Annotated in this window: 24 protein-coding genes; 8 read left to right on the forward strand and 16 right to left on the reverse strand. The window is 62.9% G+C overall.

What is annotated here, in order from left to right; all coding sequences use genetic code 11:
- Window position 1: 1 nt before the first annotated feature.
- The 14 genes from nuoK to YH3_RS28180 all read right to left on the reverse strand — a co-directional run bounded on the left by nuoK (window position 2) and on the right by YH3_RS28180 (window position 12,303).
- Window positions 2-301 carry an NADH-quinone oxidoreductase subunit NuoK gene (gene nuoK / locus YH3_RS28110; RefSeq protein ID WP_003942238.1) on the reverse strand — a complete coding sequence of 100 codons (300 nt, stop codon included), beginning with the start codon at window positions 299-301 and terminating at the stop codon, window positions 2-4.
- Complete coding sequence (locus YH3_RS28115; RefSeq protein ID WP_064444521.1) at window positions 298-1,095, reverse strand: NADH-quinone oxidoreductase subunit J; 798 nt, start codon at window positions 1,093-1,095, stop codon at window positions 298-300. Before YH3_RS28115 ends, nuoK begins: the two co-directional genes overlap by 4 nt.
- Window positions 1,092-1,649: an NADH-quinone oxidoreductase subunit NuoI gene (gene nuoI, locus YH3_RS28120; RefSeq protein ID WP_007735146.1), complete on the reverse strand. Its 558-nt coding sequence runs from the start codon at window positions 1,647-1,649 to the stop codon at window positions 1,092-1,094. The genes YH3_RS28115 and nuoI overlap by 4 nt, the downstream gene beginning before the upstream one ends.
- Window positions 1,642-2,982: an NADH-quinone oxidoreductase subunit NuoH gene (gene nuoH, locus YH3_RS28125; protein WP_063316525.1), complete on the reverse strand. Its 1,341-nt coding sequence runs from the start codon at window positions 2,980-2,982 to the stop codon at window positions 1,642-1,644. Before nuoH ends, nuoI begins: the two co-directional genes overlap by 8 nt.
- A complete protein-coding gene (locus YH3_RS28130) occupies window positions 2,979-5,393 on the reverse strand; it encodes an NADH-quinone oxidoreductase subunit G (RefSeq protein ID WP_064444522.1) in 2,415 nt (804 codons plus the stop codon). The genes nuoH and YH3_RS28130 overlap by 4 nt, the downstream gene beginning before the upstream one ends.
- Complete coding sequence (nuoF, locus tag YH3_RS28135; protein ID WP_007735149.1) at window positions 5,390-6,709, reverse strand: NADH-quinone oxidoreductase subunit NuoF; 1,320 nt, start codon at window positions 6,707-6,709, stop codon at window positions 5,390-5,392. Before nuoF ends, YH3_RS28130 begins: the two co-directional genes overlap by 4 nt.
- Before the next feature lies 1 nt (window position 6,710).
- Window positions 6,711-7,535: an NADH-quinone oxidoreductase subunit NuoE gene (gene nuoE / locus YH3_RS28140; protein ID WP_003942123.1), complete on the reverse strand. Its 825-nt coding sequence runs from the start codon at window positions 7,533-7,535 to the stop codon at window positions 6,711-6,713.
- Entirely contained in the window at window positions 7,532-8,863 is a 1,332-nt protein-coding gene (nuoD, locus tag YH3_RS28145) for an NADH dehydrogenase (quinone) subunit D (protein WP_064444523.1), read from the reverse strand. Before nuoD ends, nuoE begins: the two co-directional genes overlap by 4 nt.
- On the reverse strand, window positions 8,863-9,525 hold the full coding sequence (locus YH3_RS28150; protein ID WP_042922617.1) for an NADH-quinone oxidoreductase subunit C: 663 nt from the start codon (window positions 9,523-9,525) through the stop codon (window positions 8,863-8,865). The genes nuoD and YH3_RS28150 overlap by 1 nt, the downstream gene beginning before the upstream one ends.
- A complete protein-coding gene (locus YH3_RS28155; RefSeq protein WP_003942234.1) occupies window positions 9,522-10,076 on the reverse strand; it encodes an NADH-quinone oxidoreductase subunit B family protein in 555 nt (184 codons plus the stop codon). Before YH3_RS28155 ends, YH3_RS28150 begins: the two co-directional genes overlap by 4 nt.
- Window positions 10,077-10,156: 80 nt before the next feature.
- Complete coding sequence (locus YH3_RS28160; RefSeq protein WP_003942165.1) at window positions 10,157-10,516, reverse strand: NADH-quinone oxidoreductase subunit A; 360 nt, start codon at window positions 10,514-10,516, stop codon at window positions 10,157-10,159.
- 211 nt (window positions 10,517-10,727) lie between these two features.
- Complete coding sequence (locus YH3_RS28170) at window positions 10,728-11,120, reverse strand: response regulator transcription factor (protein ID WP_042450864.1); 393 nt, start codon at window positions 11,118-11,120, stop codon at window positions 10,728-10,730.
- Between the two features lie 181 nt (window positions 11,121-11,301).
- Window positions 11,302-11,736, reverse strand: a complete 435-nt coding sequence (locus tag YH3_RS28175) for an SRPBCC family protein (protein ID WP_003942203.1) — start codon at window positions 11,734-11,736, stop codon at window positions 11,302-11,304.
- Between the two features lie 87 nt (window positions 11,737-11,823).
- Window positions 11,824-12,303, reverse strand: coding sequence for a toxin-antitoxin system HicB family antitoxin (locus YH3_RS28180; protein WP_064444524.1), 480 nt, complete (start codon window positions 12,301-12,303; stop codon window positions 11,824-11,826).
- A 154-nt stretch (window positions 12,304-12,457) separates the two neighbouring features.
- Here YH3_RS28180 and thyX point away from each other — a divergent pair, with 154 nt between their 5' ends.
- The 6 genes from thyX (at window position 12,458) to YH3_RS28210 (ending at window position 20,684) form a co-directional block, all read left to right on the forward strand.
- Window positions 12,458-13,210 (forward strand): FAD-dependent thymidylate synthase, encoded by a 753-nt coding sequence (gene thyX / locus YH3_RS28185; RefSeq protein ID WP_003942250.1) that lies wholly within the window; start codon window positions 12,458-12,460, stop codon window positions 13,208-13,210.
- 43 nt (window positions 13,211-13,253) lie between these two features.
- Window positions 13,254-14,159: a 4-hydroxy-tetrahydrodipicolinate synthase gene (dapA, locus tag YH3_RS28190; protein WP_003942142.1), complete on the forward strand. Its 906-nt coding sequence runs from the start codon at window positions 13,254-13,256 to the stop codon at window positions 14,157-14,159.
- Window positions 14,160-16,169, forward strand: a complete 2,010-nt coding sequence (locus YH3_RS28195; RefSeq protein ID WP_064444525.1) for a ribonuclease J — start codon at window positions 14,160-14,162, stop codon at window positions 16,167-16,169.
- 59 nt (window positions 16,170-16,228) lie between these two features.
- Entirely contained in the window at window positions 16,229-16,852 is a 624-nt protein-coding gene (locus tag YH3_RS28200) for a TIGR03085 family metal-binding protein (RefSeq protein ID WP_003942175.1), read from the forward strand.
- A gap of 124 nt (window positions 16,853-16,976) precedes the next feature.
- The gene (locus tag YH3_RS28205) at window positions 16,977-19,658 is read left to right on the forward strand and encodes a DNA translocase FtsK (protein WP_082920695.1); all 2,682 of its coding nucleotides are present in this window, start codon (window positions 16,977-16,979) and stop codon (window positions 19,656-19,658) included.
- A gap of 45 nt (window positions 19,659-19,703) precedes the next feature.
- Complete coding sequence (locus YH3_RS28210; RefSeq protein ID WP_019748181.1) at window positions 19,704-20,684, forward strand: TerC family protein; 981 nt, start codon at window positions 19,704-19,706, stop codon at window positions 20,682-20,684.
- Window positions 20,685-20,700: 16 nt separating this feature from the next.
- Here the strand turns inward: YH3_RS28210 and YH3_RS28215 are convergent, their stop codons facing one another.
- Together YH3_RS28215 and YH3_RS28220 are read right to left on the reverse strand one after the other, a co-directional pair.
- Window positions 20,701-20,985, reverse strand: coding sequence for a YciI family protein (locus YH3_RS28215; RefSeq protein ID WP_003942124.1), 285 nt, complete (start codon window positions 20,983-20,985; stop codon window positions 20,701-20,703).
- A gap of 58 nt (window positions 20,986-21,043) precedes the next feature.
- Complete coding sequence (locus tag YH3_RS28220; RefSeq protein WP_007735157.1) at window positions 21,044-21,568, reverse strand: amino-acid N-acetyltransferase; 525 nt, start codon at window positions 21,566-21,568, stop codon at window positions 21,044-21,046.
- A gap of 120 nt (window positions 21,569-21,688) precedes the next feature.
- On the opposite strand from YH3_RS28220, the gene pgsA reads away from it, so the two are divergent.
- Entirely contained in the window at window positions 21,689-22,330 is a 642-nt protein-coding gene (pgsA, locus tag YH3_RS28225) for a CDP-diacylglycerol--glycerol-3-phosphate 3-phosphatidyltransferase (protein ID WP_003942125.1), read from the forward strand.
- Window positions 22,327-22,824 carry a CinA family protein gene (locus tag YH3_RS28230; RefSeq protein ID WP_042450683.1) on the forward strand — a complete coding sequence of 166 codons (498 nt, stop codon included), beginning with the start codon at window positions 22,327-22,329 and terminating at the stop codon, window positions 22,822-22,824. Before pgsA ends, YH3_RS28230 begins: the two co-directional genes overlap by 4 nt.
- Window positions 22,825-22,907 lie beyond the last annotated feature (83 nt).

Here is a 22,907-nt window from a genome sequence, read left to right on the forward strand (position 1 = left end):
GTCAGTACTTCAGCAGGTCTGCGTCGTCGACGGATACAGAACGCCGAGATCGGAAGATGATCATGATGATTGCCAGGCCGACGACTACTTCGGCAGCAGCTACCACCATCGTGAAGAAGGCGAAGATCTGGCCGTCCAGATTGCCGTGCATGCGCGCGAAGGTCACGAATGCCAGGTTGGCGGCGTTGAGCATCAATTCGATACACATGAACACCACGATGGCGTTGCGTCGCAGGAGGACTCCCGCAGCCCCGATGGTGAACAACAGGACCGACAGATACAGGTAATTCTCGGGATTCATCGCGCAGACTCCTCACCGGTACTCGGATCCGGGGAACGCGGAGTGAGTGCGCTGCTGACGGAGAGGGTCGAGAACGTTCCGTCGGGCAACAGTGCCGGCATGTCCACTGCGTTGTGACGTGCGTACACGCCGGGACTGGGGAGGGGAGTGGCCGAGCCCTTGTCGGGATTGCTCTCATCGCTGCCCAGGTACGCGAATCGTTGCTGCGAGAGTTCGCGTTGGCTGAGCGTGGATCCGATCTTCTCCCGATGCGCGAGCATCATTGCGCCAAGTGTCGCCGTGATCAGCAGTGCGCCGGTCAGTTCGAAGGCCCAGACGTAGCGGATGAAGATGAGATCGGCGAGAGCGTCGATGTTGCCCTGGTCGAGTCCGGTGAATCCGGTGAACCCCGAGATCGACGCATTTCCGAGGCCGCCGATAAGGAGTAGCCCGAATCCGACGCCGATCACGATCGCGCTGACGCGTTGTCCCCGTAGCGTTTCGACCAAGGAGTCCGAAGAATCCACGCCGACCAGCATCAGGACGAACAGGAACAACATCATCACTGCGCCGGTATAGACGACGACCTGGACGACACCCAGGAACAGTGCGCCCTGCACGATGTAGAAGACGGCCAGGATGATCATCGTCATTGCAAGGAAGAGCGCAGAGTAGACGGCCTTGGGGGCGGCGACCACGCCCAAAGCGCTGATCACCGCAAGGGTTCCGAGGATCCAGAACTGCACCGCCTCGCCGGTGGAGGTCGATGTCATCGTTCCCTCCGCCAGGATCGTGGTCGTGACCGACGCGATCATTTCTCGGTCTCCGGGTTCGGCTCTTGCTCGGGTGCTGGCTGTTCGGGAGCTGCTGTGATGTCGCCGCGGTAGTAGTCGTCCTGAGTTGTGCCGGGACGCAGCGCGTGTGGTGGCGCTGCCATGTCGGGTTTCAGGGGCGCAAGAAGGCGGTCCTTCTCGTAGATCAATCCGGCTCGGTTGTCGTCGGTCATCTCGTACTCGTTGGTCATGGTGAGAGCCCGAGTGGGGCAAGCCTCGACGCAGAGGCCACAGCCGATGCACCGCAGGTAGTTGATCTGATACACCCGCCCGTAACGCTCGCCGGGGGAGAACCGTTCTTCTTCGGTGTTGTCAGCACCCTCGACATAGATCGCGTCGGCGGGGCAGGCCCAGGCACACAGTTCGCAACCGATGCACTTCTCGAGTCCGTCCGCATACCGGTTGAGTTGATGGCGACCGTGGTATCCGGGCGCGGTGGGGCGCTTCTCCTCCGGATAGAACTCGGTCTCGGGCTTCTTGAACATGGTCGAGAGCGTCACTCCGAAACCCGCGATAGGTCCGAGGAAATCAGGCATGGGAGTCCTCCGATGTGTCGGAAACATCTGTCCGCCGCGGCGGTGGCACGTTCTGACCCGGTAGTTTTCGGGTCGGCAGCGTTTGACCAGGTAGGGGTGGAACCGGGAAGCCGCCCGACATCGCATCGAAAGGCATGTTCCCCGCAGCGGTGACCGACGCGGCGGTTCGGCGTCGGCTGCGGTAAGTCCCGGCCAACACGATCAGGAGCGCAGCTCCGAGAACCAGTGCGACGCAAAGAAGTACGACCCAGGTGTTGTAACCCTCGTTGCGGAACGCACGAACGGTCGCGATCACCATCACCCACACCAAGGCAGCGGGGATGAGAATCTTCCATCCGAGATTCATGAACTGGTCGTAGCGCAACCGCGGAAGGGTACTGCGCAACCAGATGAAGACGAAGAGGAAGCCCCACACCTTGGCGACAAACCACAGCACGGGCCACCAACCGGAATTGGCGCCGTCCCACAGGTTGAATGGGAACGGGGCGTGCCACCCGCCCAGGAACAGTGTCGTGGCCAGAGCGGACACCGTCACCATGTTCACGTACTCGGCCAGCATGAACATCGCGAACTTGAGTGAGGAGTACTCGGTGTGGAACCCACCCACCAGTTCACCCTCGGCCTCGGGAAGGTCGAAGGGAGCCCTGTTGGTTTCGCCGACCATGGCTGTCACGTAGATCAGGAAGGACGGCAGGAGGAGAAAGACGTACCAGGCACCTTGTTGGGCGCTGACGATGCCGGACGTGGACATCGTGCCGGCGTAGAGGAAGACTGCGGCGAAGGACAGCCCCATTGCTACTTCGTAGGAGATGACCTGCGCGGTCGATCGAAGTGCGCCCAGTAGTGGATACGTCGATCCGGACGACCAGCCGGCAAGCACGATCCCGTACACACCGATTGAAGTCACGGCGAGGATGTAGAGAACTCCGACCGGCAGATCGGTCAGTTGCAGGGGTGAAAGGGTTCCGAAGATCGACACCTGCGGACCGAACGGGATGACGGCAAAGGCCATGAACGCGGGCACGACTGCGATGACGGGCGCGAGGAGATAAATCGGTTTGTCGGCGCCGGTCGGTGTGATGCCCTCCTTGAGGGCGAGCTTGATTCCGTCAGCGAGACTCTGGAGCATTCCACGGGGGCCGACGCGGTTCGGTCCGACACGCATCTGCATGCGTGCCATGACCTTTCGTTCCGCGTAAATTGCCACCAGCGGTGTGAGTACGAGGAACACGAAAATGGCGAGAGCCTTGCCGATCACCAACCACCACGGGTCGTGCCCGAACGCCGACAGGTCGACCGGAGCTGCGACGGTCCCGTACTCGTGGGTGGTCATTGCGCTCCCGCCTTCGCAATCTTCACCACGGAACCCGCGGTAACGCAGAGCGTTTCGTAGATCGTGCTACCCGGTGAATTGAGTGGGAGCCAGACTGTTCGAGGCGGGAGTTCGGTGATCTCCAACGGTAATGTGATGGAACCGGATTCAGTCGACACCGCAACGTGATCGCCGTTGTCGGCGCCGATCTCGGCAGCGGTCTCGGCAGACAAACGCACGAGTGGGAGCCGTGCCGTACCCGCCAGGTTGGGCTCGCCGTCTTGCAATCGGCCGTTGTCGAGCAGCATTCGCCAACTCGACAACACTGCCTCGCCCAGTGCCGGTGTGGGCATGGTGCCTGACGGGACCTGAGGCGAGGTGGGGCGCGATCCGTACCAATCGCCGAGGCGATGTATCTCCGAGCGTGCGGAATCTGCGTCGGGTAGGCCCAGATCGATGCCCATCTCGGCTGCGATCGCGTGGAGAACGCGCTGATCCGGCATCACTCCTGTCGTTCTCAACGCAGTGTCGAACACGCGCTCGCGGCCTTCCCAATCGAGGAAGGTTCCGGGCTTCTCGGCGACCGGTGCCACCGGGAAGACGACGTCGGCGAGTTCGGTGACTCCGCTGTGACGGATCTCCAAACTCACCACGAAACCTGCTGCTTCGATCGCGGCCCTTGCCTTCGCCGGGTTCGGGAGATCACTCAATTCGACGCCGCCGACAAGAAGGGCAGCAGTCGTCTGCCCCGGATCCAGCAGACTCGCGGCGTCGCGCCCGTCGGATGCCGGGATGGAGGCCCCCCACACTGATTCCACCTCCCGACGTGCTGCCGGGTCCGCAACGGGGCGTCCGCCGGGAAGCAATCCCGGTAGTGCGCCGGCCTCGACGGCGCCGCGATCACCAGCGCGGCGTGGGACCCAAGCCAAACAAGCTCCTGTCGCTTCGGCGAGACGTACCGCCGCGGCGAAGCCGCCCGCCACCTCACTGAGTCGTTCGCCCAACAGGATCACTGCACCGGGCTGCCGGAGGAGCTGGCCCTCCTCGCTGCTGGGGTGAGACAACGAATCCATCAGAGCTGCTTCACTTCCGGGTACGGTCCGAAGCAAAGAGCCGCCCATCTTCTGCAGGCCGCGCGTAGCGAATGGCGCGCTGGAGAGCACCGTCGTCTTGCCGAAACGTGCGGCCTTGCGTAGCCGCAGGAAGATGATCGGTGACTCCTCCTCGGGCTCGAGAGCTACCAGCAATGCGGCCGGGGCCGACTCGAGGTCCTGGTACGTCACCGACTCTTCGAGTGTGCGGCCGGCGACGTGTGCTGAGAGGAAACCTGCCTCTTCGGCAGAATGAGCACGGATTCGGAAGTCGATGTTGTTGGTAGCGAGAGCAACTCGCGCGAACTTGCCGTAGGCGTAGGCGTCCTCCAAGGTAGAGCGTCCGCCGACGAGTACGCCTGCGTCACCGCGGGCCTGCGCGAAGGATCGCGCAACGAGGTCGAGTGCCATGGGCCACGACGCCGGAATCAATTCGCCGTCAGCGTTGCGGATCAGGGGAGTGGTGATCCGATCACCTTGGGTCGTGTACGTGAATGCGAAACGGCCCTTGTCGCAGTTCCATTCCTCGTTGACTTCGGGGTCGTCCCCGGCGAGACGGCGGAGAACCTTTCCGCGACGGTGGTCCGTGCGCTGAGCACATCCGTCGGCGCAGTGTTCACACACGCTGGGGCTGGACACCAGATCGAACGGTCGCGCCCGGAATCGGTATGCCGTACTGGTAAGCGCGCCGACCGGGCACACCTGGATGGTGTTGCCCGAGAAGTAGGACTCGAAGGGCTCGTTGGCGTAGATCCCGACCTGTTGAAGCGCGCCGCGCTCGAGGAGATCGATGAACGGGTCGCCGGCGATCTGGCCCGAAAACCGTGTGCATCTGGCGCAGAGGACGCAACGCTCGCGGTCGAGCAGGATTTCGGACGAGAGTGGGATGGGCTTGGGGTAGGTCCTTTTCTCCTCACCGAACCGGGATTCGGTGCGACCGGTCGACATCGCCTGGTTCTGGAGCGGGCACTCGCCGCCCTTGTCGCACACGGGGCAGTCCAACGGGTGGTTGATGAGCAGGAGTTCCATCACCCCCCGCTGCGCCTTCTCGGCCACCGGCGACGTGAGTTGCGTGGTGACGACCATTCCGTCCGCAACCGGTGTCGTGCAGGACGCCACCGGCTTGCGTTGACCTTCGACCTCCACGATGCACTGGCGGCACGCCCCGACCGGATCCAGAAGGGGATGATCGCAGAACCGCGGAATCTGGGTGCCGATCATCTCTGCAGCGCGAATGATCAACGTGCCCTTGGGTACCTGGAGTTCTCGGCCGTCGATGGTGAGGGTGACCAGATCAGTGGGCGGTGCCGTGTCGGCCTTGGTAGCGTCGGCTGCAGTCATGAGACGAACGCTCCTGTCGCGAGAACGGACCGGCGAGGATCGAACGGGCATCCGTTGCCGTCGAAATGCGCGACGTATTCCTCGCGGAAGTACTTCAGGGAGGACATGATCGGGCTGGTCGCTCCGTCGCCCAACGCGCAGAAGGATTTTCCGAGGATGGTGTCCGAGATGTCGAGAAGTTTGGTGAGATCAGCTTCAGTACCTGTTCCGCCTTCGAGCCGACGCAGGATCTGCACCAGCCAGTACGTGCCTTCGCGGCACGGCGTGCATTTACCGCAAGATTCGTGGGCATAGAACTCGGTCCACCGCAGCACCGCACGCACGATGCAGGTTGTGTCGTCGAATATCTGCAGTGCTTTGGTGCCGAGCATCGATCCCGCCGCGCCGACGCCCTCGTAGTCGAGTGGGACATCGAGATGTTCGTCGGTGAAGATCGGAGTCGAGGATCCGCCGGGAGTCCAGAACTTGAGGGTGTGCCCGGTGCGAACGCCGCCCGCGTAGTCGAGAAGTTCTCGCAACGTGATGCCGAGCGGCGCCTCGTACTGGCCGGGAGTGGTGACATGACCAGAGAGCGAGTACAACGTGAACCCCGGCGACTTCTCGCTTCCCATCGACCGGAACCACTCCGGGCCGCCCAGGACGATCGACGGCACACTCGCGATGGACTCGACGTTGTTGACGACGGTCGGGCAGGCGTAGAGGCCGGCGACGGCGGGGAATGGCGGCCGCAGTCGAGGCTGACCGCGTCGTCCCTCCAACGAATCGAGGAGGGCTGTCTCCTCACCACAGATGTACGCGCCTGCTCCGGCGTGCACGACGAGATCCAAGTCGAATCCCGAACCGAGGATGTTGCGGCCCAGGTATCCGGCCGCGTAGGCCTCGGCCACGGCGGTCTGCAGACGTCGCAGGACCGGGACCACCTCGCCCCGGACGTAGATGAACGCCTTGGCCGCTCGAATTGCATACGCCGCGATGATGACTCCCTCGACCAGCGTGTGTGGGGTCGCCATCATCAACGGCATGTCCTTGCATGTGCCCGGTTCGGACTCGTCGGCATTGACGACGAGATAGTGAGGCTTGCCGTCTCCTGGCTTGTCTTCGGTGCTCTGTGGGATGAAACTCCACTTGAGGCCCGTCGGGAAACCGGCGCCACCGCGCCCACGAAGGCCAGCGTCCTTGACCGTTTCGATCACGGCGTCGGGGGACATGGCTAGCGCTTTGCGTAGGGCTTGGTAGCCGTCGTGACGAAGGTAGCTGTCGAGAGTCCACGAGTTCGGTTGATCCCAGTAGCGACTCAGGACGGGGGCGAGTGTCATGTCACTTCCCTTCGCCGGGAGCGTCGGCTGCTGAGGCCGAACCGGGTGGGTTGTCGTCGTGAGATCGGCTGATACGCAGTCCGGCAAGAGTTGCCCCGCCGATTGTTTGTGCTTCGGCTGCTTCGATTCGCGTATCGGGGAACCCGGCCAAGGTGCGTGCGGTCTGTCGGAACGAACACAGTGTGGCACCGCGACTGGGTGTCACGCGCTCTCCGGCGCGGAGCGCATCGACGAGTGAGCGCGCCGATTCCGGAGTCTGGTTGTCGAAGAACTCCCAGTTGATCATCATGACGGGGGCGTAGTCGCACGCCGCATTGCACTCGATGTGTTCGAGGGTGATCTTGCCGTCGGACGTCGAGATGGAGTGTCCGCCTTCGTCTCTGGAGCCTGCTGACCCGAGATGCTCTTCGAGTGCTGCGAGGATGTCGTCTCCGCCCATGATCGCGCACAGCGTGTTGGTGCAGACTCCGACCAGATACTCACCCGTCGGACCACGGCGATACATCGAGTAGAAGGTGGAAACGGCGGCAACCTCGGCGCCGGTCAAACCCAGCTTGGCACTGCAGAAATCGATCCCGGCCGGGGTGATGTACCCGTCCTCGGACTGCACGAGATGAAGGAGCGGCAGGAGGGCTGATCGACTGGTGGTCGCCGCGGCGTCAGGCTCACGGTAACGAGCGATGACGGTTTCGGCATCGGCGTCGAGTCGGGCGAGTACGTCAGGCGGATAACTCGATCGTGCGCCAGGGCGTACCAGTTGCGTGGGCTCGTCCGGGCGCGGCCCGAGTTCGATGAACACCCGTGACGAGCCGTTCGGGCCGGTCATCGGTCCACTCCGCCCATGACGGGATCGATACTGGCAACCGAGGCGATCACGTCGGACACCATGCCTCCCTCGCACATCGCCGCTACCGCTTGAAGGTTGGTGAATGACGGATCCCGGAAATGGACGCGGTACGGCCGGGTTCCCCCGTCGCTGACCATGTGCACACCCAACTCGCCACGCGGGGACTCGACGGCGACGTACACCTGGCCGGGCGGCACGCGGATTCCTTCGGTGACCAGTTTGAAATGGTGAATCAGACCCTCCATGGACGACTCCATGATCTTGGCGATGTGCTTCTGCGAATTGCCGAGGCCATCCGGTCCGACAGCGAGATCGGCAGGCCAGGCGATCTTCTTGTCGTCCACCATGACCGGCCCCGGTTGCAGTTTGTCGAGGCACTGCTCGACGATCTTGAGGGACTCCTTCATCTCCTCGACACGGATGACGTACCTTCCGTAGCAATCGGATCCGTCGTGCGTCACGACGTCGAACTCGTAGTTCTCGTAGCCGCAGTAGGGCTGCGCTCGACGCTGATCGTGGGGGAGACCCGTGGCGCGTAGGACCGGCCCCGTCACGCCGAGCGCCATGCAGCCGGTGAGATCGAGATATCCGATTCCCTGGGTGCGGGCTTTCCAGATGGAGTTGTCGCTGAGCATCAGTTCGACGTCACGCAACCGTTTCGGTAGGACCTTCAACAGTTTTCGTACCTTCGCGACCGACCCGTCGGGTAGATCCTGAGCGAGACCACCAGGCCTGATGTAGGCGTGATTCATCCGCAGTCCGGTGATCGTCTCGAACACGTCCAGAATCAATTCGCGTTCGCGGAATCCGAACAGCATCGCCGTCACGGCGCCCAGTTCCATTCCACCGGTTGCCAGGGCGACAAGGTGCGACGAGATTCGATTGAGCTCCATCATCATCACGCGAATGACGGTGGCTCGCTCGGGAATGTCGTCGGTGATGCCGAGAAGTTTTTCGACTCCGAGGCAGTACGCGGTTTCGTTGAAGAACGGTGACAGGTAGTCCATTCGAGTAACGAAAGTGACGCCCTGCGTCCAGTTCCGGTATTCGAGATTCTTTTCGATTCCGGTGTGCAGGTAGCCGATTCCACACCGAGCTTCCACGACTGTCTCACCCTCGATTTCGAGAATGAGGCGCAGGACGCCGTGAGTGGACGGATGCTGCGGGCCCATGTTGACCACGATCCGTTCGGCCTCGCCGGTTCGCTGGCGAGCGGCCGCGGTGACGATGTCGTCCCAGTCCTGACCCGATGCTGTGACGACGGTTTCCGTCGTGGCACCGGAGTTGCTTCCTGTCGTCTCGTTCATCAGTTGTACGACCTACGCTCGTCGGGTGGAGGAGTCTGGGCGCCCTTGTACTCGACCGGGATACCGCCGAGCGGATAGTCCTTGCGCTGTGGGTGGCCCTTCCAGTCGTCGGGCATCTCGATACGGGTCAGGGCCGGGTGACCGTCGAAGACGATCCCGAAGAAGTCGTAGGTCTCACGCTCGTGCCAATCGTTGGTGGGGTATATCCCGACGATGGACGGAATATGTGGATCGGAGTCCGGCACGGACACTTCCAGTCTGATCCGGCGGTTGTGCGTGATCGAAGCAAATGGATATGCGGCGTGGAGCTCGCGACCGGTGTCCTGCGGATAGTGGACTCCATCGACACCCAGGCAAAGTTCGAAGCGCAGTTCCGATTCGTCGCGCAGTCTGCGCGCGACCTGCGGGAGGTGAGACCGTTCGACATGCAGCGTCATCTCGTCTCGAAAGATCACTACCCGCTCGATTGCATCGGTGAAAGTGCTGCCCGCGCTGCGCAATGCGGCATCCAAGGAGTCCGCAACTTCGTCGAAGTATCCACCGAACGGTCGAGAGGCCTTGTCCTCTACTGAGATCGGCGGGGCGAGCCGGCTGTAGCCCGAGGTGTCACCACTGCCGCGGACCCCGAACATCCCCCTCGATCCGTTGTTGCCCGCGGTCATCGCAGAAGCCCCTTCATGTCGATGGTGGGGGTGGATGCCAGTGCGGCGCGCTCGGCTGCCGCGCGTGCCTCTTCGCGGTTCACGCCGAGGGGCATCTCCTGGATCTTTCGGTGCAGTTCGATGATCGCGTTCAGGAGCATCTCCGGCCGCGGCGGACAGCCGGGCAAGTAGATGTCGACCGGCACGATGTGGTCGACGCCCTGTACCACTGCGTAGTTGTTGAACATACCGCCGGACGACGCACACACACCCATGGCCAGAACCCATTTCGGCTCGGCCATCTGGTCGTAGACCTGACGAAGTACCGGCCCCATCTTTTGACTGACCCGCCCGGCCACGATCAGAAGGTCTGCCTGTCGCGGCGACGCGCGGAATGCCTCCATGCCGAACCGCGCCAGGTCGAAGCGACCTGACGTGGTTGCCATCATCTCGATCGCGCAGCACGCGAGCCCGAAGGTGGCAGGCCACAGTGATCCTTTGCGGGCATACCCTGCCAGGCCCTCGACAGTGGTCAGTAGAAATCCGCTGGGGAGCTTTTCTTCGAGACCCATAACCGACTCTTTTCAGTCGTAACAGCTGCGGTGTGACCGGTTTTGTCTGACGTATGTGTGCTGTACCTGTGTCCGCTGGCCTAGTCCCAACCGAGACCGCCTCGTCGCCATTCGTATGCGTATGCCACCGAGACGTTGACTATGAAAAGGCCCATCGCCGCGAGGCCGAACAAGCCGAGCGAATCGAAATGCACCGCCCACGGGTAGAGGAAAACGATCTCGATGTCGAAGATGATGAACAGCATTGCCGTCAGATAGAACTTGACGGGAAACCGCCCGCCACCGGCGGTACGGGGTGCCGGTTCGATTCCGCATTCGTAGGCTTCGAGTTTCGCCCTGTTGTACCGCTTCGGGCCGACCACGGACGCGAGAACAACCGACACCACAGCGAAGGCCATCGCGATGACCCCGAGGACGAGAATGGGGATGTAAGCGTTCATGTCACCCGAACTCCTCTCCGCTGTGCGGATGTCCGCCCAGCCCGAAGGTGCCGTTCGATTTCGATACTGCCAGCAATTCGATACTTATGTGACCTGCGACACCCACACTAGGGGAGGCCTCCGACATTGGGTTCGTTTTCGGGGTGCCGAGTTTCGCTCTCGAAAGTCCGAAGTAGTCGGCGCCGCAACGAATCACCGCTGCAACGGGTGCTCACCGGCTCAGTTGTCGACGCAGAAGCGCGATGACGGTGGAAGCAAGTTCGATCGGATCTATCGGCTGCGGCACTGAGGCTTCCGCTCTCGACCACGACGCCAGCCACGCATCGTCGGGTCGACCGGTCAGTACGAGGATCGGTGGACAGTCGGCGATCTCGTCCTTGAGTTGTTTCGCGACGCCCATGCCGCCCGCCGGACTCGCCTCGCCGTCGAGAATGGCGAGGTCGATTCCGCCGGCATCGAGCTTGGCTACGACGATCGGTGCCGTCGCGACCTCGATGTAGTCGATGGTGGGCATCGACGGATGTGGGCGCTCTCCGAGAGCGAGCCGAACTTGCTCGCGCGTGTGTGCGTCGTCGCTGTAGACGAGGATGCGCACGGGTGCCATGGAGTTGGGCTCTGCGGTCTCGGCGGACACGCGGCCGACGTTACTCCGGGCGGTCCCCGGCTACCGGCGAATCTTCAACATCGGCAGGGACTTCCGCGAAAACACAGCTCGGCTTCACGGCAAACGGCCCCTACCCGGCGATGAACGCCGGAAGTAAGGGCCGCCTGAATTGCGTGTGCGCTCAGAAGTTTTCGACGAACTTCGTCAGGCCCTTGCTCGCTGTTTCCAGCGCCGTCTTCTGTGCCTTCTTCACCAGGAAGCCCGGCAGCGGGATCTTGGGATCGATGGTCAGTTCGAAGGTGACTTTGGTTCCACCGTCGGTGGGAGTCAAGACGTACGAGCCGTCCTGCTGGTTCTGCTGACCGCTCTCCACGAGGGTCCAGGTCACCTTCTCGTCGCCCTCGAAGGTGTAGTCGACTACCTGCTCGTCGTTGATTCCCAGAATGGACACGGCCATGCGAACGCGATGGGGGCGACCGTCGTCGTGGGTGCTCTCGATGGTGATCTTCTTGTGTGCAGACGACCACTCCGGCAGCCGATCGACGGCTGCTACGGCCTTCATCACCGTTTCCGGATCAGCCTTGATCTCGAATTCCTTGACGCCCGAAACGGCCATGAACGTGCTCCTTCTCGCCTTGCGGCAACGGTTCGTGATTACTGCAGTTGCGCAATTAGATCATTCGGTGATCGGGTTGGCGTCGAGCTAGTCCATGCCGTTCTTGCGCATCTGGTCCCGCAATGCGCCCTGGACGGCTTGTGAAACCCACGAGTTGAGGGAGACTCCGTTCTGATTGGCGGCCTCCTCGGCGCGGGCTTTGATCTGCTCCATCATCCTCAACGTCACCCGGCTGATATCTCCGCTGACGTCGTCGAACGAGTAGGTTGAGTCCTTCTTCTCGTCGTCTGCCTTCTCGTTTGCACCCTCGCCGCCGGTCGAGTTCGGCGGGCGAACGACGTCGACCAGAAATTCGCTTCCGTCGAGATTCACCTTGACCTCTCGGTCGCCCAGCTTCGCCCCGATCTCCTTGGCCAGTTCCGTCGCCGCGGCCAACAAGACCAGGCGGACCGAGGGTTCGATGGCGGCGGACAACGACGCCGCAATCCGGCGCGTGTGATCGTCGCCGAGTTCGGCTGCAGTGGCGAGGTCGTTCTGCAGCTTTGCGGTGTACTCCGAAATGTCCATGACACCACAGTGGCGTCAAAAGTGACGTCAGTCAAGGATGTGATGACGTCACTCGGTATCGAGGGCGGTCGACCGCTATAGAGTTGCCCAGCACCTGAGGCGAACGGCGCCCGGGTTTCGTGCTGGTCGTTTCGTGCTTGTCGAGGAGTGGGTTGTGCCGAACACGGTGTCACTGAAAGTGCAGTTGGTGGCGAAGTCCGAGTTCTTCCCGCCCGAGGACATTCCGTGGGAGACGGACGCGGATGGTGGCGAAGCGCTGGTCGAGTTCTCCGGTCGAGCCTGCTACCAGAGTTGGTCCAAGCCGAATCCGCGAACCGCAACCAACGCCGGCTATCTGAGGCATCTGCTCGAGGTCGGACACGTTTCGGTGCTCGAGCATGCGACAGTGAGCTTCTACATCACCGGTATCTCGCGCTCGTGCACTCACGAATTGATTCGTCACCGGCACTTCTCGTACTCGCAACTCTCGCAGCGATTCGTCCGTGAGAACGATGCAAACGTCGTCGTGCCTCCTGCTGTCGAAGGTGATCCCGAGCTCGAAGCACTGTTTCTGAATGCCACCGATGAAAGCCGTCGCGCTTACGGGGAACTGCTGACTGCCCTCGAAGGGAAACTGCAATCGGTGCCCGGTGCCCCGATGCGGGGCAAGCAAGCCAGGCAGGCTGCGCGCTCGGTGCTGCCCAACGCCACCGAGACGCGCTTGGTCGTGACCGGGAACTATCGGGCCTGGCGGCACTTCGTCGAGATGCGTGCCACCGAACATGCGGATGTCGAGATCCGGCGAGTCGCGGTCGAGTGCCTGCGTCAGCTTCGTGATGTCGCGCCAAATGTGTTCGGGGACTACGAGATTCTTCGCGGAAGCGACGGATCGGAAATTGCCGTCAGCGCATTTGCGGCCGAGTCGTGACTCGTGTGCAGAAGTAAGAGCTGAACCGGGTAACCTTCTGACCATGACCTACGGTGATTCCGCTTCTCTTGTCGAGCGTCCGTTCGGCACCATTTCCGTTGCGATGGTGACCCCGTTCACTGCCGACGGGAAGTTGGACGTCGACGCGGGAGTGCGCCTCGCAGCCCATCTCGTCGACAACGGCTGTGACGGCCTCGTTCTTGCCGGTACCACCGGTGAATCTCCCACCACCACCGAGTCCGAGAAGCTCGACCTGCTCCGCGCAGTGATCGACGCCGTCGGTAACCGCGCGAAGATCGTTGCAGGCGCCGGCAGCAACGACACCGCTCACAGCGTCGAACTCGCACGTGACGCGGCTCGCGCCGGAGCGCACGGTCTGCTCGTCGTCACCCCGTATTACTCACGTCCGCCCCAGGCCGGACTGTTTGCACACTTCACCGCCGTCGCCAACGCGACCGACCTGCCCGTCATGTTGTACGACATTCCGCCCCGCTCCGTCGTTCCCATCGAGACCGAGACGATCCGCCGACTCGCCGAGCACCCGCGAATCAAGGCCGTTAAGGACGCCAAGGGCGACCTCAACGCCGGCGCAGAGTTGATCGGCACCACCGAGCTTCAGTTCTTCTCCGGCGACGACCCGCTGAATCTGCCGTGGCTCGCTGTCGGCGCCACCGGCTTCGTCAGCGTCATCGGCCATCTTGTTCCGGGTCGTCTCCGTGACCTTCACACCGCGTTCGTGTCCGGCGACATCGCCCGCGCACGCGAGATAAACCTCAGTTTGATCCCTGTGATTCGTTCCGTTGCCCGCCTCGGCGGTGTCAGCGCTTCGAAGGCGGGTCTGCGACTCATCGGAATCGATGTCGGAGAACCACGCCTTCCGCAGGTTGCACCCACTAAAGAGCAGATCGACGGTCTTGCCGCCGATCTGCATGCGGCAGGAGTTTTGTAAATGACCCGTCCCCCCCGACGTCGTAGTGCCAGTCGTCAAGCCGGTCCGCCTTCGCCTCCGGCTCCCGAAACGGCCGCAAAGGCCGCACCGGTAGAGGCACCAGCTGCGCCGGCGGCAGAAGCGGCCCCCGCCGCAGCCGCCCCGCCCAAGAAGGCCGCAGCAACCAAATCTGCAGCAACCAAGTCCACTGCCACCAAATCTGCTGCACCCAAGAAGTCGACCGAAGACAGGTCGCCGCGCAAATCTTCCGGCGGTAACCGACCGGCAGCATCGAAGTCGGGCAACGGGCGCGGAAACAAGCGCCCCGAGAACCGTCCGGCCGTCGATCCCACGGGTCGCCTCGGAACACCCCCGAAGGCGCCGGCATCGGGTCTGCGCATCGTCGCGCTGGGCGGCATCGGCGAAATCGGTCGCAACATGACGGTGTTCGAGCACCGTGGCAAGTTGCTGATCGTCGACTGCGGTGTGCTGTTCCCCGAGGACCAGCAGCCTGGCGTCGACCTGATCCTCCCGGACTTCCGCTACATCGAAGACCGTATGGACGACGTCGAAGCCGTCATCTTGACTCACGGACACGAGGACCACATCGGTGCTCTGCCGTTCTTGCTGCGTCTGCGCGCGGACATTCCGGTCATCGGCGCGAAGTTCACTCTCGCTCTCGTTGCCGCCAAGTGCCGCGAGCATCGCCTGCGTCCGAACCTGGTCGAGGTCGTCGAGGGAAACACCACCACCCATGGCCCGTTCGACTGCGAGTACTTCGCGGTCAACCACTCGATTCCCGACGCTCTCGCGATCGCGATTCGCACCGACGCCGGCGTCGTACTGCACACCGGTGACATCAAGCTCGATCAGCTGCCTCTCGACGGCCGCCTGACCGACCTCGCCGGATTCTCCCGCCTGGGCGACGAGGGCGTCGACCTGTTCCTCGTCGACTCGACGAACGCCGAGGTTCCGGGATTCGTCACACCCGAGCGCGAAATCGGGGGAGTGCTCGACAACGTCATCGGCAAGGCGAAGCAGCGCGTCATCGTGGCATCGTTCGCCAGCCATGTGCATCGTATCCAGCAGGTCGTCGACGTAGCCGCTCGGTACAACCGCCGCATCGTCTTCGTCGGCCGCTCGATGGTCCGCAACATGCAGATCGCCCAGGATCTGGGCTACCTGACGGTGCCCGACGGCCTCGTCGTAGACATCGACACCGCCGCCACCCTTCCCGACGATCGCCTGGTGCTCATTTCGACGGGTTCGCAGGGTGAGCCGTTGGCAGCGCTCTCGCGGATGGCGCGCGGCGAACACCGTCAGATCAACATCCGCGCCAACGACCTTGTCGTTCTCGCGTCTTCGCTGATCCCGGGCAACGAGAACTCCGTTTTTGCCGTGGTCAACGGTTTGGCCAAGCGCGGTGCCACCGTCGTGACCCAGCAGAGCGCCAAGGTTCACGTCTCGGGCCACGCGTCCGCCGGTGAGTTGCTCTACCTGTACAACGCGGTTCGGCCCACCAATGCCATGCCCGTCCACGGTGAATGGCGGCACCTGCGTGCCAACGCCGCGCTGGCAAAGGCAACCGGCGTGCCGGAAGAGCGCATCGTATTGGCCGAGGACGGCGTCGTGGTCGACATGGTGGACGGCCTCGCCGAGATCGTCGGACGCGTACCGGTCGGACACGTCTACGTCGACGGTCTGTCCGTCGGTGACGTCGGTGAGCCGACGCTGTCCGATCGCCTCGTGCTCGGTGAGGGCGGCTTCATCGCGATCACCATCGTCATCAACGAGTCGACGGGCCGTGCGGTCAGCACCCCCGAGGTGTCCGGTCGCGGCTTCTCCGACGATCCGACAGCGCTCAAGGCTGCCGCGGATCTCGTGGAATCGGACCTGGCCCGGTTGGCGAGCGAAGGCGTCATCGACGCTCATCGCATCGCGCAGTCGGTGCGCCGCGTCGTCGGACGCTGGGTCGCGGACAAGTACCGCCGCCGTCCGATGATCATTCCGACGGTCATCGCGGTTCCGTAGATTCGGCACAGCAGGTCGCTTCCGCTCGAACCCGGTCCGGTTCGAGTACTTTGGCGAAGGTGACCTTCGCTCATGACGAACGACTCGCCCTGGTGGACAGCATGGTCGAATTCGGCCCCGATGCTCCGACACTGTGTGGGGAGTGGACCAATCGTGACCTGGCAGCACATCTGATAGTCCGGGAGCGGCGTCTCGACGCCGCTCCCGGAATCATGTTGAGCCCTCTTGCCGGTCACACCGAGAGCGTGCGTAAGGCCGCAGCGGCGCGTCCGTGGGAGGAGATCCTCGACGACGTTCGGAGTGGGCCGCCTCGGTGGTCGCCGATGTACTGGCTCGACGCGCAGGTGAATACCACGGAAATGTTCGTCCACCACGAAGATGTACGACGCGCACATCTGAACTGGGCGCCGCGTCCGTTGTCGGAGGGTCGGCAGGCTCAGCTGTGGAAGTACGCCCGGCAGATCGGCAAGATGGGTTACCGCAAAGCCGCTGTCGAGGTCATTTTCGAACTTCCGTCCGGCGAGAGTGCGGTCGTCCACAAATCCGGCTCTCGCAGTGTTGTCCTGCAGGGTGAACCCGCCGAGTTGCTGCTGCACGCTTTCGGTCGCAACGAGGTGAAGATCGAAGCCAAAGGTGAACTGGCCGACGTTCAATCCGTGATGGCGCTCGATCGCAGTTTCTGATGGCCCCCTTCTGCCGGAGCCGAGCTCGACAGACGGGTTGTGAAGATCACGTTTCGCACTCGCCACCAGTGTTGCTGGTGTTGCGGATGGTCCAGATGGGGTCGCACAGACTAGCCTGAACTCCATGGCAGGTAAGTCGAGCGCCCGGGGATCCAGTACAAGCACGTCTACGTCCAGGGCATCGACCAGGTCGTCAGCCTCTACTCCGAGCGCGCGCGCAACCGCAAAACCTCGTGCCTCGCGCACCACGCGAACCGTATCGACTCCTCGAAATGTCACGACTTCGGCCAGGGCTGGTGGGCGCCCCGCGTCGGGCAAAGGCTCCAAGCCGGCGCCCAAGAAGGCGTCCGGTACGTCGTCGGCCGCGCGACGCCCGGTATCGAAAACCTCTCAGCGGGCCAGCCCGTTGGCCGCTGTGGGCAAGGGAATCGGAGCCGGGTGGCTCGGCCTGATCGCATTCAGCGTCGTCATCGCCGGTGGCGTCTGGTTCAAGGCCGGTGGTCCGATCGGCGGCGGCATCGACACCCTCGTGCGGGCGATCTTCGGCGCGGCCTCGGCCGTGCTCCCCATCGTCGGCGTCGGCCTCGCGATCCTGTTGATGCGCACCGAACCGAAACCTGAGATCCGGCCCCGACTGATCATGGGATCCTTGCTGGTCGGTCTGCCGGCGCTCGGCCTCTGGCACATCATCTCGGGTTCACCGACAGACGCCACCGGTCGCTCCAACGGCGCAGGGTTTGTCGGATACGTCGTGGGCGGCCCGCTCACCAACGGGCTCACCGTCTGGCTGTCTGCGCCGCTGCTGGTCATCGCCGCCGGATTCGGAATCCTCCTTCTGACCGGAACGACTCTGCGTGAGGTGCCGAGCAAGTTCCAGTCCTTCTTCGGCGCCTCGTATCGCTCGGATGAATACGGCGACTACGGATCCGAATTCGACGAGGACGGTGAGCACCACTACGGCGAATCTGCTTACGATCCTTCACTGTTCGACGCCGACGGCTACCCGGTCGACACCTACGCCGAGCCGCCGCTCAAGCCCGCCAAGCGGACCAGCCGACGCGCACCGATCGACAACTACCCGACGGACGAGTTCGAATCCAGAGACAAGAAGACCGAAGTCCTCGGTCTGTGGAACGCCGACGACACCGCAGTACCCGACGAGCCCGTCGCGGCTGCGGCAGCGCCCGTCGTGGAGACGCCGGCACCGCGCCCCAAGGTGCCTGCGCGTTCGGTCCCCATCGCCAAGCCCGTGCCGAAACCCGAACCGGAGCCGGAGGAGAAGGAACACTTCGTCACCGATCGGGTCACCGACGGCGACTACAACCTCCCGCCGACGACGTTGCTGATCGAGGGAGACCCGCCCAAGCTCCGCAGTTCTGCGAACGACGCGATGATCGAGGCGATCAGCGAAGTCCTAGAACAGTTCAAGATCGATGCCGCTGTTACCGGTTTCACCCGCGGACCGACGGTGACGCGCTACGAGGTCGAACTCGGCCCAGGCGTGAAGGTCGAGAAGATCACCGCGCTCGCGCGCAACATCGCGTACGCCGTGGCAACCGACAACGTCCGCCTCCTGGCCCCCATTCCGGGTAAGTCCGCAGTGGGCATCGAGGTACCGAACTCCGACCGCGAAATGGTTCGCCTCGCCGACGTTTTGAACGCGCCGAGCACCCGACGCGATCACCACCCACTGGTGATAGGTCTGGGCAAGGACATCGAAGGTGACTTCGTCAGTGCGAACCTCGCAAAGATGCCCCACCTTCTGGTGGCAGGTTCGACCGGCTCGGGTAAGTCGAGCTTCGTGAACTCGATGCTCGTCTCGTTGCTCACCCGAGCAACGCCGGAAGAAGTACGGATGATCCTCATCGACCCCAAGATGGTCGAGCTCACGCCGTACGAAGGTATCCCGCACCTGATCACGCCGATCATCACTCAGCCGAAGAAGGCAGCGGCAGCGCTGGCCTGGTTGGTCGAGGAGATGGAACAGCGCTACCAGGACATGCAGGCCAACCGGGTGCGTCATATCGACGACTTCAACTCCAAGGTCAAGTCCGGCGAAATCACCGCCCCGCTGGGCAGCGAGCGCGTCTACCGTCCGTACCCCTACATCCTGGCGATCGTGGACGAGCTGGCAGACCTCATGATGACCGCGCCGCGCGACGTCGAAGAGGCAATCGTCCGCATCACGCAGAAAGCCCGTGCTGCCGGTATCCACCTGGTGCTGGCAACGCAGCGCCCGTCCGTCGACGTCGTCACCGGCCTGATCAAGACCAACGTGCCTTCGCGTCTGGCGTTCGCGACGTCTTCACTGACGGACTCGCGAGTCATCCTCGATCAGCCCGGCGCCGAGAAGCTCATCGGTATGGGTGACGGCCTCTTCCTGCCCATGGGCGCGGGTAAGCCGACCCGTATGCAGGGCGCGTTCATCACCGACGAGGAAATCTCGGCGGTTGTCGACTTCGCGAAGAACCAGGCCGAGCCCGAGTACACCGAAGGTGTCACCGCGCAGAAGGCAGGGGAGAAGAAAGACGTCGATCCTGACATCGGGGACGACATGGATGTCCTCCTGCAGGCCGTGGAATTGGTCATCACGAGTCAATTCGGTTCGACGTCGATGTTGCAGCGCAAGCTACGAGTCGGGTTCGCCAAGGCCGGCAGACTGATGGACCTCATGGAAAACCGCGGCGTCGTCGGACCCAGCGAGGGCTCGAAGGCACGCGAGGTGCTCATGAAGCCCGAGGAGCTCGACGGTCTGCTGTGGTCGATACGCGGCGGCGACCCGGATGAGGCACCTGCAGACGAGTAGGGACACCTCGGCGGAGAAGCCGTCGACAGACGACCGGAGGAACCCGTGCATGTGACGCCGTTGGCTTGGGGAATCACGATCGTGGTGATCCTCGGCCTGTTCGTCTTCGACTTCTTCGCCCACGTCCGCACTCCGCATGCGCCGACCTTCCGGGAGTCCGCATTCTGGTCGACGGTCTACATTTCGATCGCCATCGTCTTCGGCCTCGTCGTGATGTGGATCTGGGGCACCACGTACGGCGGTGAGTACTTCGCCGGCTACGTCACGGAGAAGGCGCTCTCGGTCGACAATCTGTTCGTCTTCGTGATCATCATGTCGACGTTCGCCGTCCCGCGAGAGTTCCAGCAGAAAGTCCTGCTGATCGGCATCGTCCTCGCATTGGTGATGCGCGGAATCTTCATCGGAGTCGGTGCGGCCGCCATCAATGCGTACAGCTGGGTGTTCTACCTCTTCGGTGCGTTCCTGATCTACACCGCGTACACCCTGATCCGCGATCACGGGCATGAGAAGGAAGCCGAGGAGAAGCGCGACAGTCGCATCATCTCACTCGTGAAGCGGGTGCTGCCGACAACCGAGGAATACGACGGGGACAAACTGATCACCCGGATCGACGGCAAGCGCGTCGTGACACCGTTGTTGTTGGCGCTCATCGCAATCGGGTTTGCCGACGTGCTCTTCGCGCTCGATTCGATTCCGGCGATCTACGGTCTGACCCAGGAACCGTATCTGGTGTTCACCGCCAACGCCTTCGCGCTGATGGGTCTACGGCAGCTGTACTTCCTGATCGGTGGGTTGCTCGAACGGCTGGTCTATCTCTCGTACGGGCTCTCGATAATCCTGGCGTTCATCGGTGTGAAATTGGTACTTCACGCGTTGCACGAGAACACCCTCTCGTTCGTCAACGGAGGTGAACACGTCTCCGTCCCGGAAATCTCCACGGCACTCTCACTCGGAGTGATCATCGGAGTATTGGCGGTGACGACGGTCGCGAGCCTGTTGAAGACTCGCGACCGGGCGGGGGAGTAAGCCGGGGCCGGGGCTCTCAGGCGCTGAACTGACCCAACACCGGAACCCACTCGGTGATCCGGACCTTCTCGATCAAATCGGCGATCGCGAACGGATCGTGGGTGAAGAGGAGGGAAACGGTGTCGGCGTCTGCGGCGTCGACGATGATCAGCGCGCCGTTTCCATCTGCAAACGGGCCGGATGACAAGACGATCGAGCGGGAAACCAGATCCGCGAGCCACGCGCGGTGATCGCTACGGACTTCGTCGCGCTGAGCGTTCTTCTCGGGCGCGTAGGTGTATTCGACGAGGAACAACGACATCGTGAACCGCTTTCGGGGCTGGTGATCGAGAGGGTGGTGTGTGAAGAGTCTGAACGGTTCAGAGAGTCAGGAGCATGCGAGTATTGCCGAGTGTGTTGGGTTTCACATAGCTCAGATCGAGGAACTCGGCGACGCCGGCGTCGTAGGACCGACACATTTCCGCATAGACCTCGGCGGTGACGGGGGTGCCGTCGATCTCCGCGAATCCGTGACGGTGGAAGAACTCGGTCTCGAACGTCAAAACGAACAACCGTTCCAACTCCAATTCCTTGGCGACCTCGATGAGTTTGTCGACGACGTGGAAACCTGCGCCCTGGCCTTTGGCAGTCGGATCGACTGCGACGGTGCGGATCTCACCCAGGTCCGCCCACAGCACATGCAGTGCGCCGCAAGCGATTACCTGGCCGCCTCGCTCGGCGACCCAGAACTCCTGGACTGCCTCGTACAGCGTCACGAGATTCTTCTCGAGGAGGATCTTGCCGGCGTAGATGTCGATCAGACGCTTGATTTCGGGGATGTCCGACGTTCGCGCGCGACGCACGATCAACTGGCTCTCGGTATAGGTCGGCGCGGTCGAAGTCATGTGGTGCACATTAGTCAATGGCCCTACCGATATTCTAAGTCGCGTGCCTGTCCGCCCCACGCAATTCCCGCGCCGCTCGGCTTTGTCCCGGGTTCGGCTCACCGCCTGTGCGGTGATCCGATGAGTACCCCGCGCGATCAGACCGACGCCCATCGCGCCGCCGTCGGCCCGTCCGACGGCACACCTGTCGCGGACAACCCGGTTCCGTTGCTGAACATCGCGAACATTCTCACGATGGTCCGAATGGTTCTCGTTCCGGTTTTTCTCGTTGTTCTGTTCGTCGACGGCGGACACTCGACGTGGTGGCGTCTCGGGGCAATGGGCGTGTTCATCGTCGCCGCGATCACGGATCGGATCGACGGCCAATTGGCTCGGAAGTACGGTCTGGTCACCGATTTCGGCAAACTCATGGACCCGATCGCGGACAAGGCACTGATCGGCGCCGCGCTGATCGGTCTTTCGGTTCTCGGTGACCTGTCGTGGTGGGTGACCGGAGTGATCATCGCCAGAGAACTCGGAATCACGCTGTTGCGGTTCGCGGTACTGCGGCACGCGGTCATCCCGGCGGGCAAGGGCGGCAAGCTCAAGACCCTCGTGCAGGCCGTCGCGATCGGGTTCTACCTCTGCCCGCTGCCGAGCAGTTGGGACATCGTCAGCGGATTGCTGATGGCTGCTGCCGTCGTGCTGACGGTGGCGACGGGAATCGAATACATCGTGCAGGCGATCAGGCTTCGCGCCGGAGTTCGCGCAGTCGAGTCATGACGGACCCGCTGCTCGCACTCGGAGTGGTCGAACTCGTCGACGCCCTTGGCGCCGCGAGGCAGACTGTCGCCGCCGCCGAATCTCTGACGGCTGGCTTGTTCACGGCTGCGGTCGCGTCCGTGCCAGGGTCGAGCGCGGTGCTGCGTGGGGGCCTGGTCGTGTATGCGACCGACCTGAAAGCGACGCTGGCGGGCGTGGATCCCGAGCGTCTGGCAACGGACGGCCCCGTGTCCGAGAGCACCGCCGTGGCTTTGGCGCTCGGCGCCCGGACGAGGTGCGGCGCCGACTGGGGTATCGGACTGACCGGAGTCGCCGGTCCGAGTGAGCAGGACGGACACTCGGTCGGAACGGTGTTTCTCGGTATCGCCGGCCCGGACGGAACCGAATGCGTACCCCTCGCGCTCGGCGGCGAACGGTGGGAGATTCGGACAACCGCAGTCGCAACTGCCGTGTCGCGGTTACGTGATCGTGTCGCAGAGCGTGCGGCACGATAGGCTCGGGAACCAATCGGATGTGTTCGGACGTTGACGATTGTGAAGACGTACGACCATGCACGATGAGGTCACGGATGAAGGAG

Source organism: Rhodococcus sp. YH3-3 (assembly GCF_001653035.1).
Taxonomy (GTDB): domain Bacteria; phylum Actinomycetota; class Actinomycetes; order Mycobacteriales; family Mycobacteriaceae; genus Rhodococcus_F; species Rhodococcus_F qingshengii.

Excerpts from the sequence above, each read along its gene's own strand:
- YH3_RS28205 (WP_082920695.1), top strand. The coding sequence starts at position 16,977 with ATGGCAGGTAAGTCGAGCGCCCGGGGATCCAGTACAAGCACGTCTACG.
- YH3_RS28115 (WP_064444521.1), bottom strand. The coding sequence starts at position 1,095 with ATGATCGCGTCGGTCACGACCACGATCCTGGCGGAGGGAACGATGACA.
- nuoF (WP_007735149.1), bottom strand. The coding sequence starts at position 6,709 with ATGACACTCGCCCCCGTCCTGAGTCGCTACTGGGATCAACCGAACTCG.
- pgsA (WP_003942125.1), top strand. The coding sequence starts at position 21,689 with ATGAGTACCCCGCGCGATCAGACCGACGCCCATCGCGCCGCCGTCGGC.
- YH3_RS28150 (WP_042922617.1), bottom strand. The coding sequence starts at position 9,525 with ATGACCGCGGGCAACAACGGATCGAGGGGGATGTTCGGGGTCCGCGGC.
- YH3_RS28170 (WP_042450864.1), bottom strand. The coding sequence starts at position 11,120 with ATGGCACCCGTGCGCATCCTCGTCTACAGCGACGACGCACACACGCGC.
- nuoI (WP_007735146.1), bottom strand. The coding sequence starts at position 1,649 with ATGCCTGATTTCCTCGGACCTATCGCGGGTTTCGGAGTGACGCTCTCG.
- YH3_RS28215 (WP_003942124.1), bottom strand. The coding sequence starts at position 20,985 with ATGTCGTTGTTCCTCGTCGAATACACCTACGCGCCCGAGAAGAACGCT.
- YH3_RS28160 (WP_003942165.1), bottom strand. The coding sequence starts at position 10,516 with ATGAACGCTTACATCCCCATTCTCGTCCTCGGGGTCATCGCGATGGCC.
- YH3_RS28155 (WP_003942234.1), bottom strand. The coding sequence starts at position 10,076 with ATGGGTCTCGAAGAAAAGCTCCCCAGCGGATTTCTACTGACCACTGTC.
- nuoD (WP_064444523.1), bottom strand. The coding sequence starts at position 8,863 with ATGAACGAGACGACAGGAAGCAACTCCGGTGCCACGACGGAAACCGTC.
- YH3_RS28230 (WP_042450683.1), top strand. The coding sequence starts at position 22,327 with ATGACGGACCCGCTGCTCGCACTCGGAGTGGTCGAACTCGTCGACGCC.
- YH3_RS28130 (WP_064444522.1), bottom strand. The coding sequence starts at position 5,393 with ATGACTGCAGCCGACGCTACCAAGGCCGACACGGCACCGCCCACTGAT.
- nuoH (WP_063316525.1), bottom strand. The coding sequence starts at position 2,982 with ATGACCACCCACGAGTACGGGACCGTCGCAGCTCCGGTCGACCTGTCG.
- nuoK (WP_003942238.1), bottom strand. The coding sequence starts at position 301 with ATGAATCCCGAGAATTACCTGTATCTGTCGGTCCTGTTGTTCACCATC.
- nuoE (WP_003942123.1), bottom strand. The coding sequence starts at position 7,535 with ATGACCGGCCCGAACGGCTCGTCACGGGTGTTCATCGAACTCGGGCCG.
- YH3_RS28180 (WP_064444524.1), bottom strand. The coding sequence starts at position 12,303 with ATGGACATTTCGGAGTACACCGCAAAGCTGCAGAACGACCTCGCCACT.
- YH3_RS28175 (WP_003942203.1), bottom strand. The coding sequence starts at position 11,736 with ATGGCCGTTTCGGGCGTCAAGGAATTCGAGATCAAGGCTGATCCGGAA.
- YH3_RS28220 (WP_007735157.1), bottom strand. The coding sequence starts at position 21,568 with ATGACTTCGACCGCGCCGACCTATACCGAGAGCCAGTTGATCGTGCGT.
- YH3_RS28195 (WP_064444525.1), top strand. The coding sequence starts at position 14,160 with ATGACCCGTCCCCCCCGACGTCGTAGTGCCAGTCGTCAAGCCGGTCCG.
- dapA (WP_003942142.1), top strand. The coding sequence starts at position 13,254 with ATGACCTACGGTGATTCCGCTTCTCTTGTCGAGCGTCCGTTCGGCACC.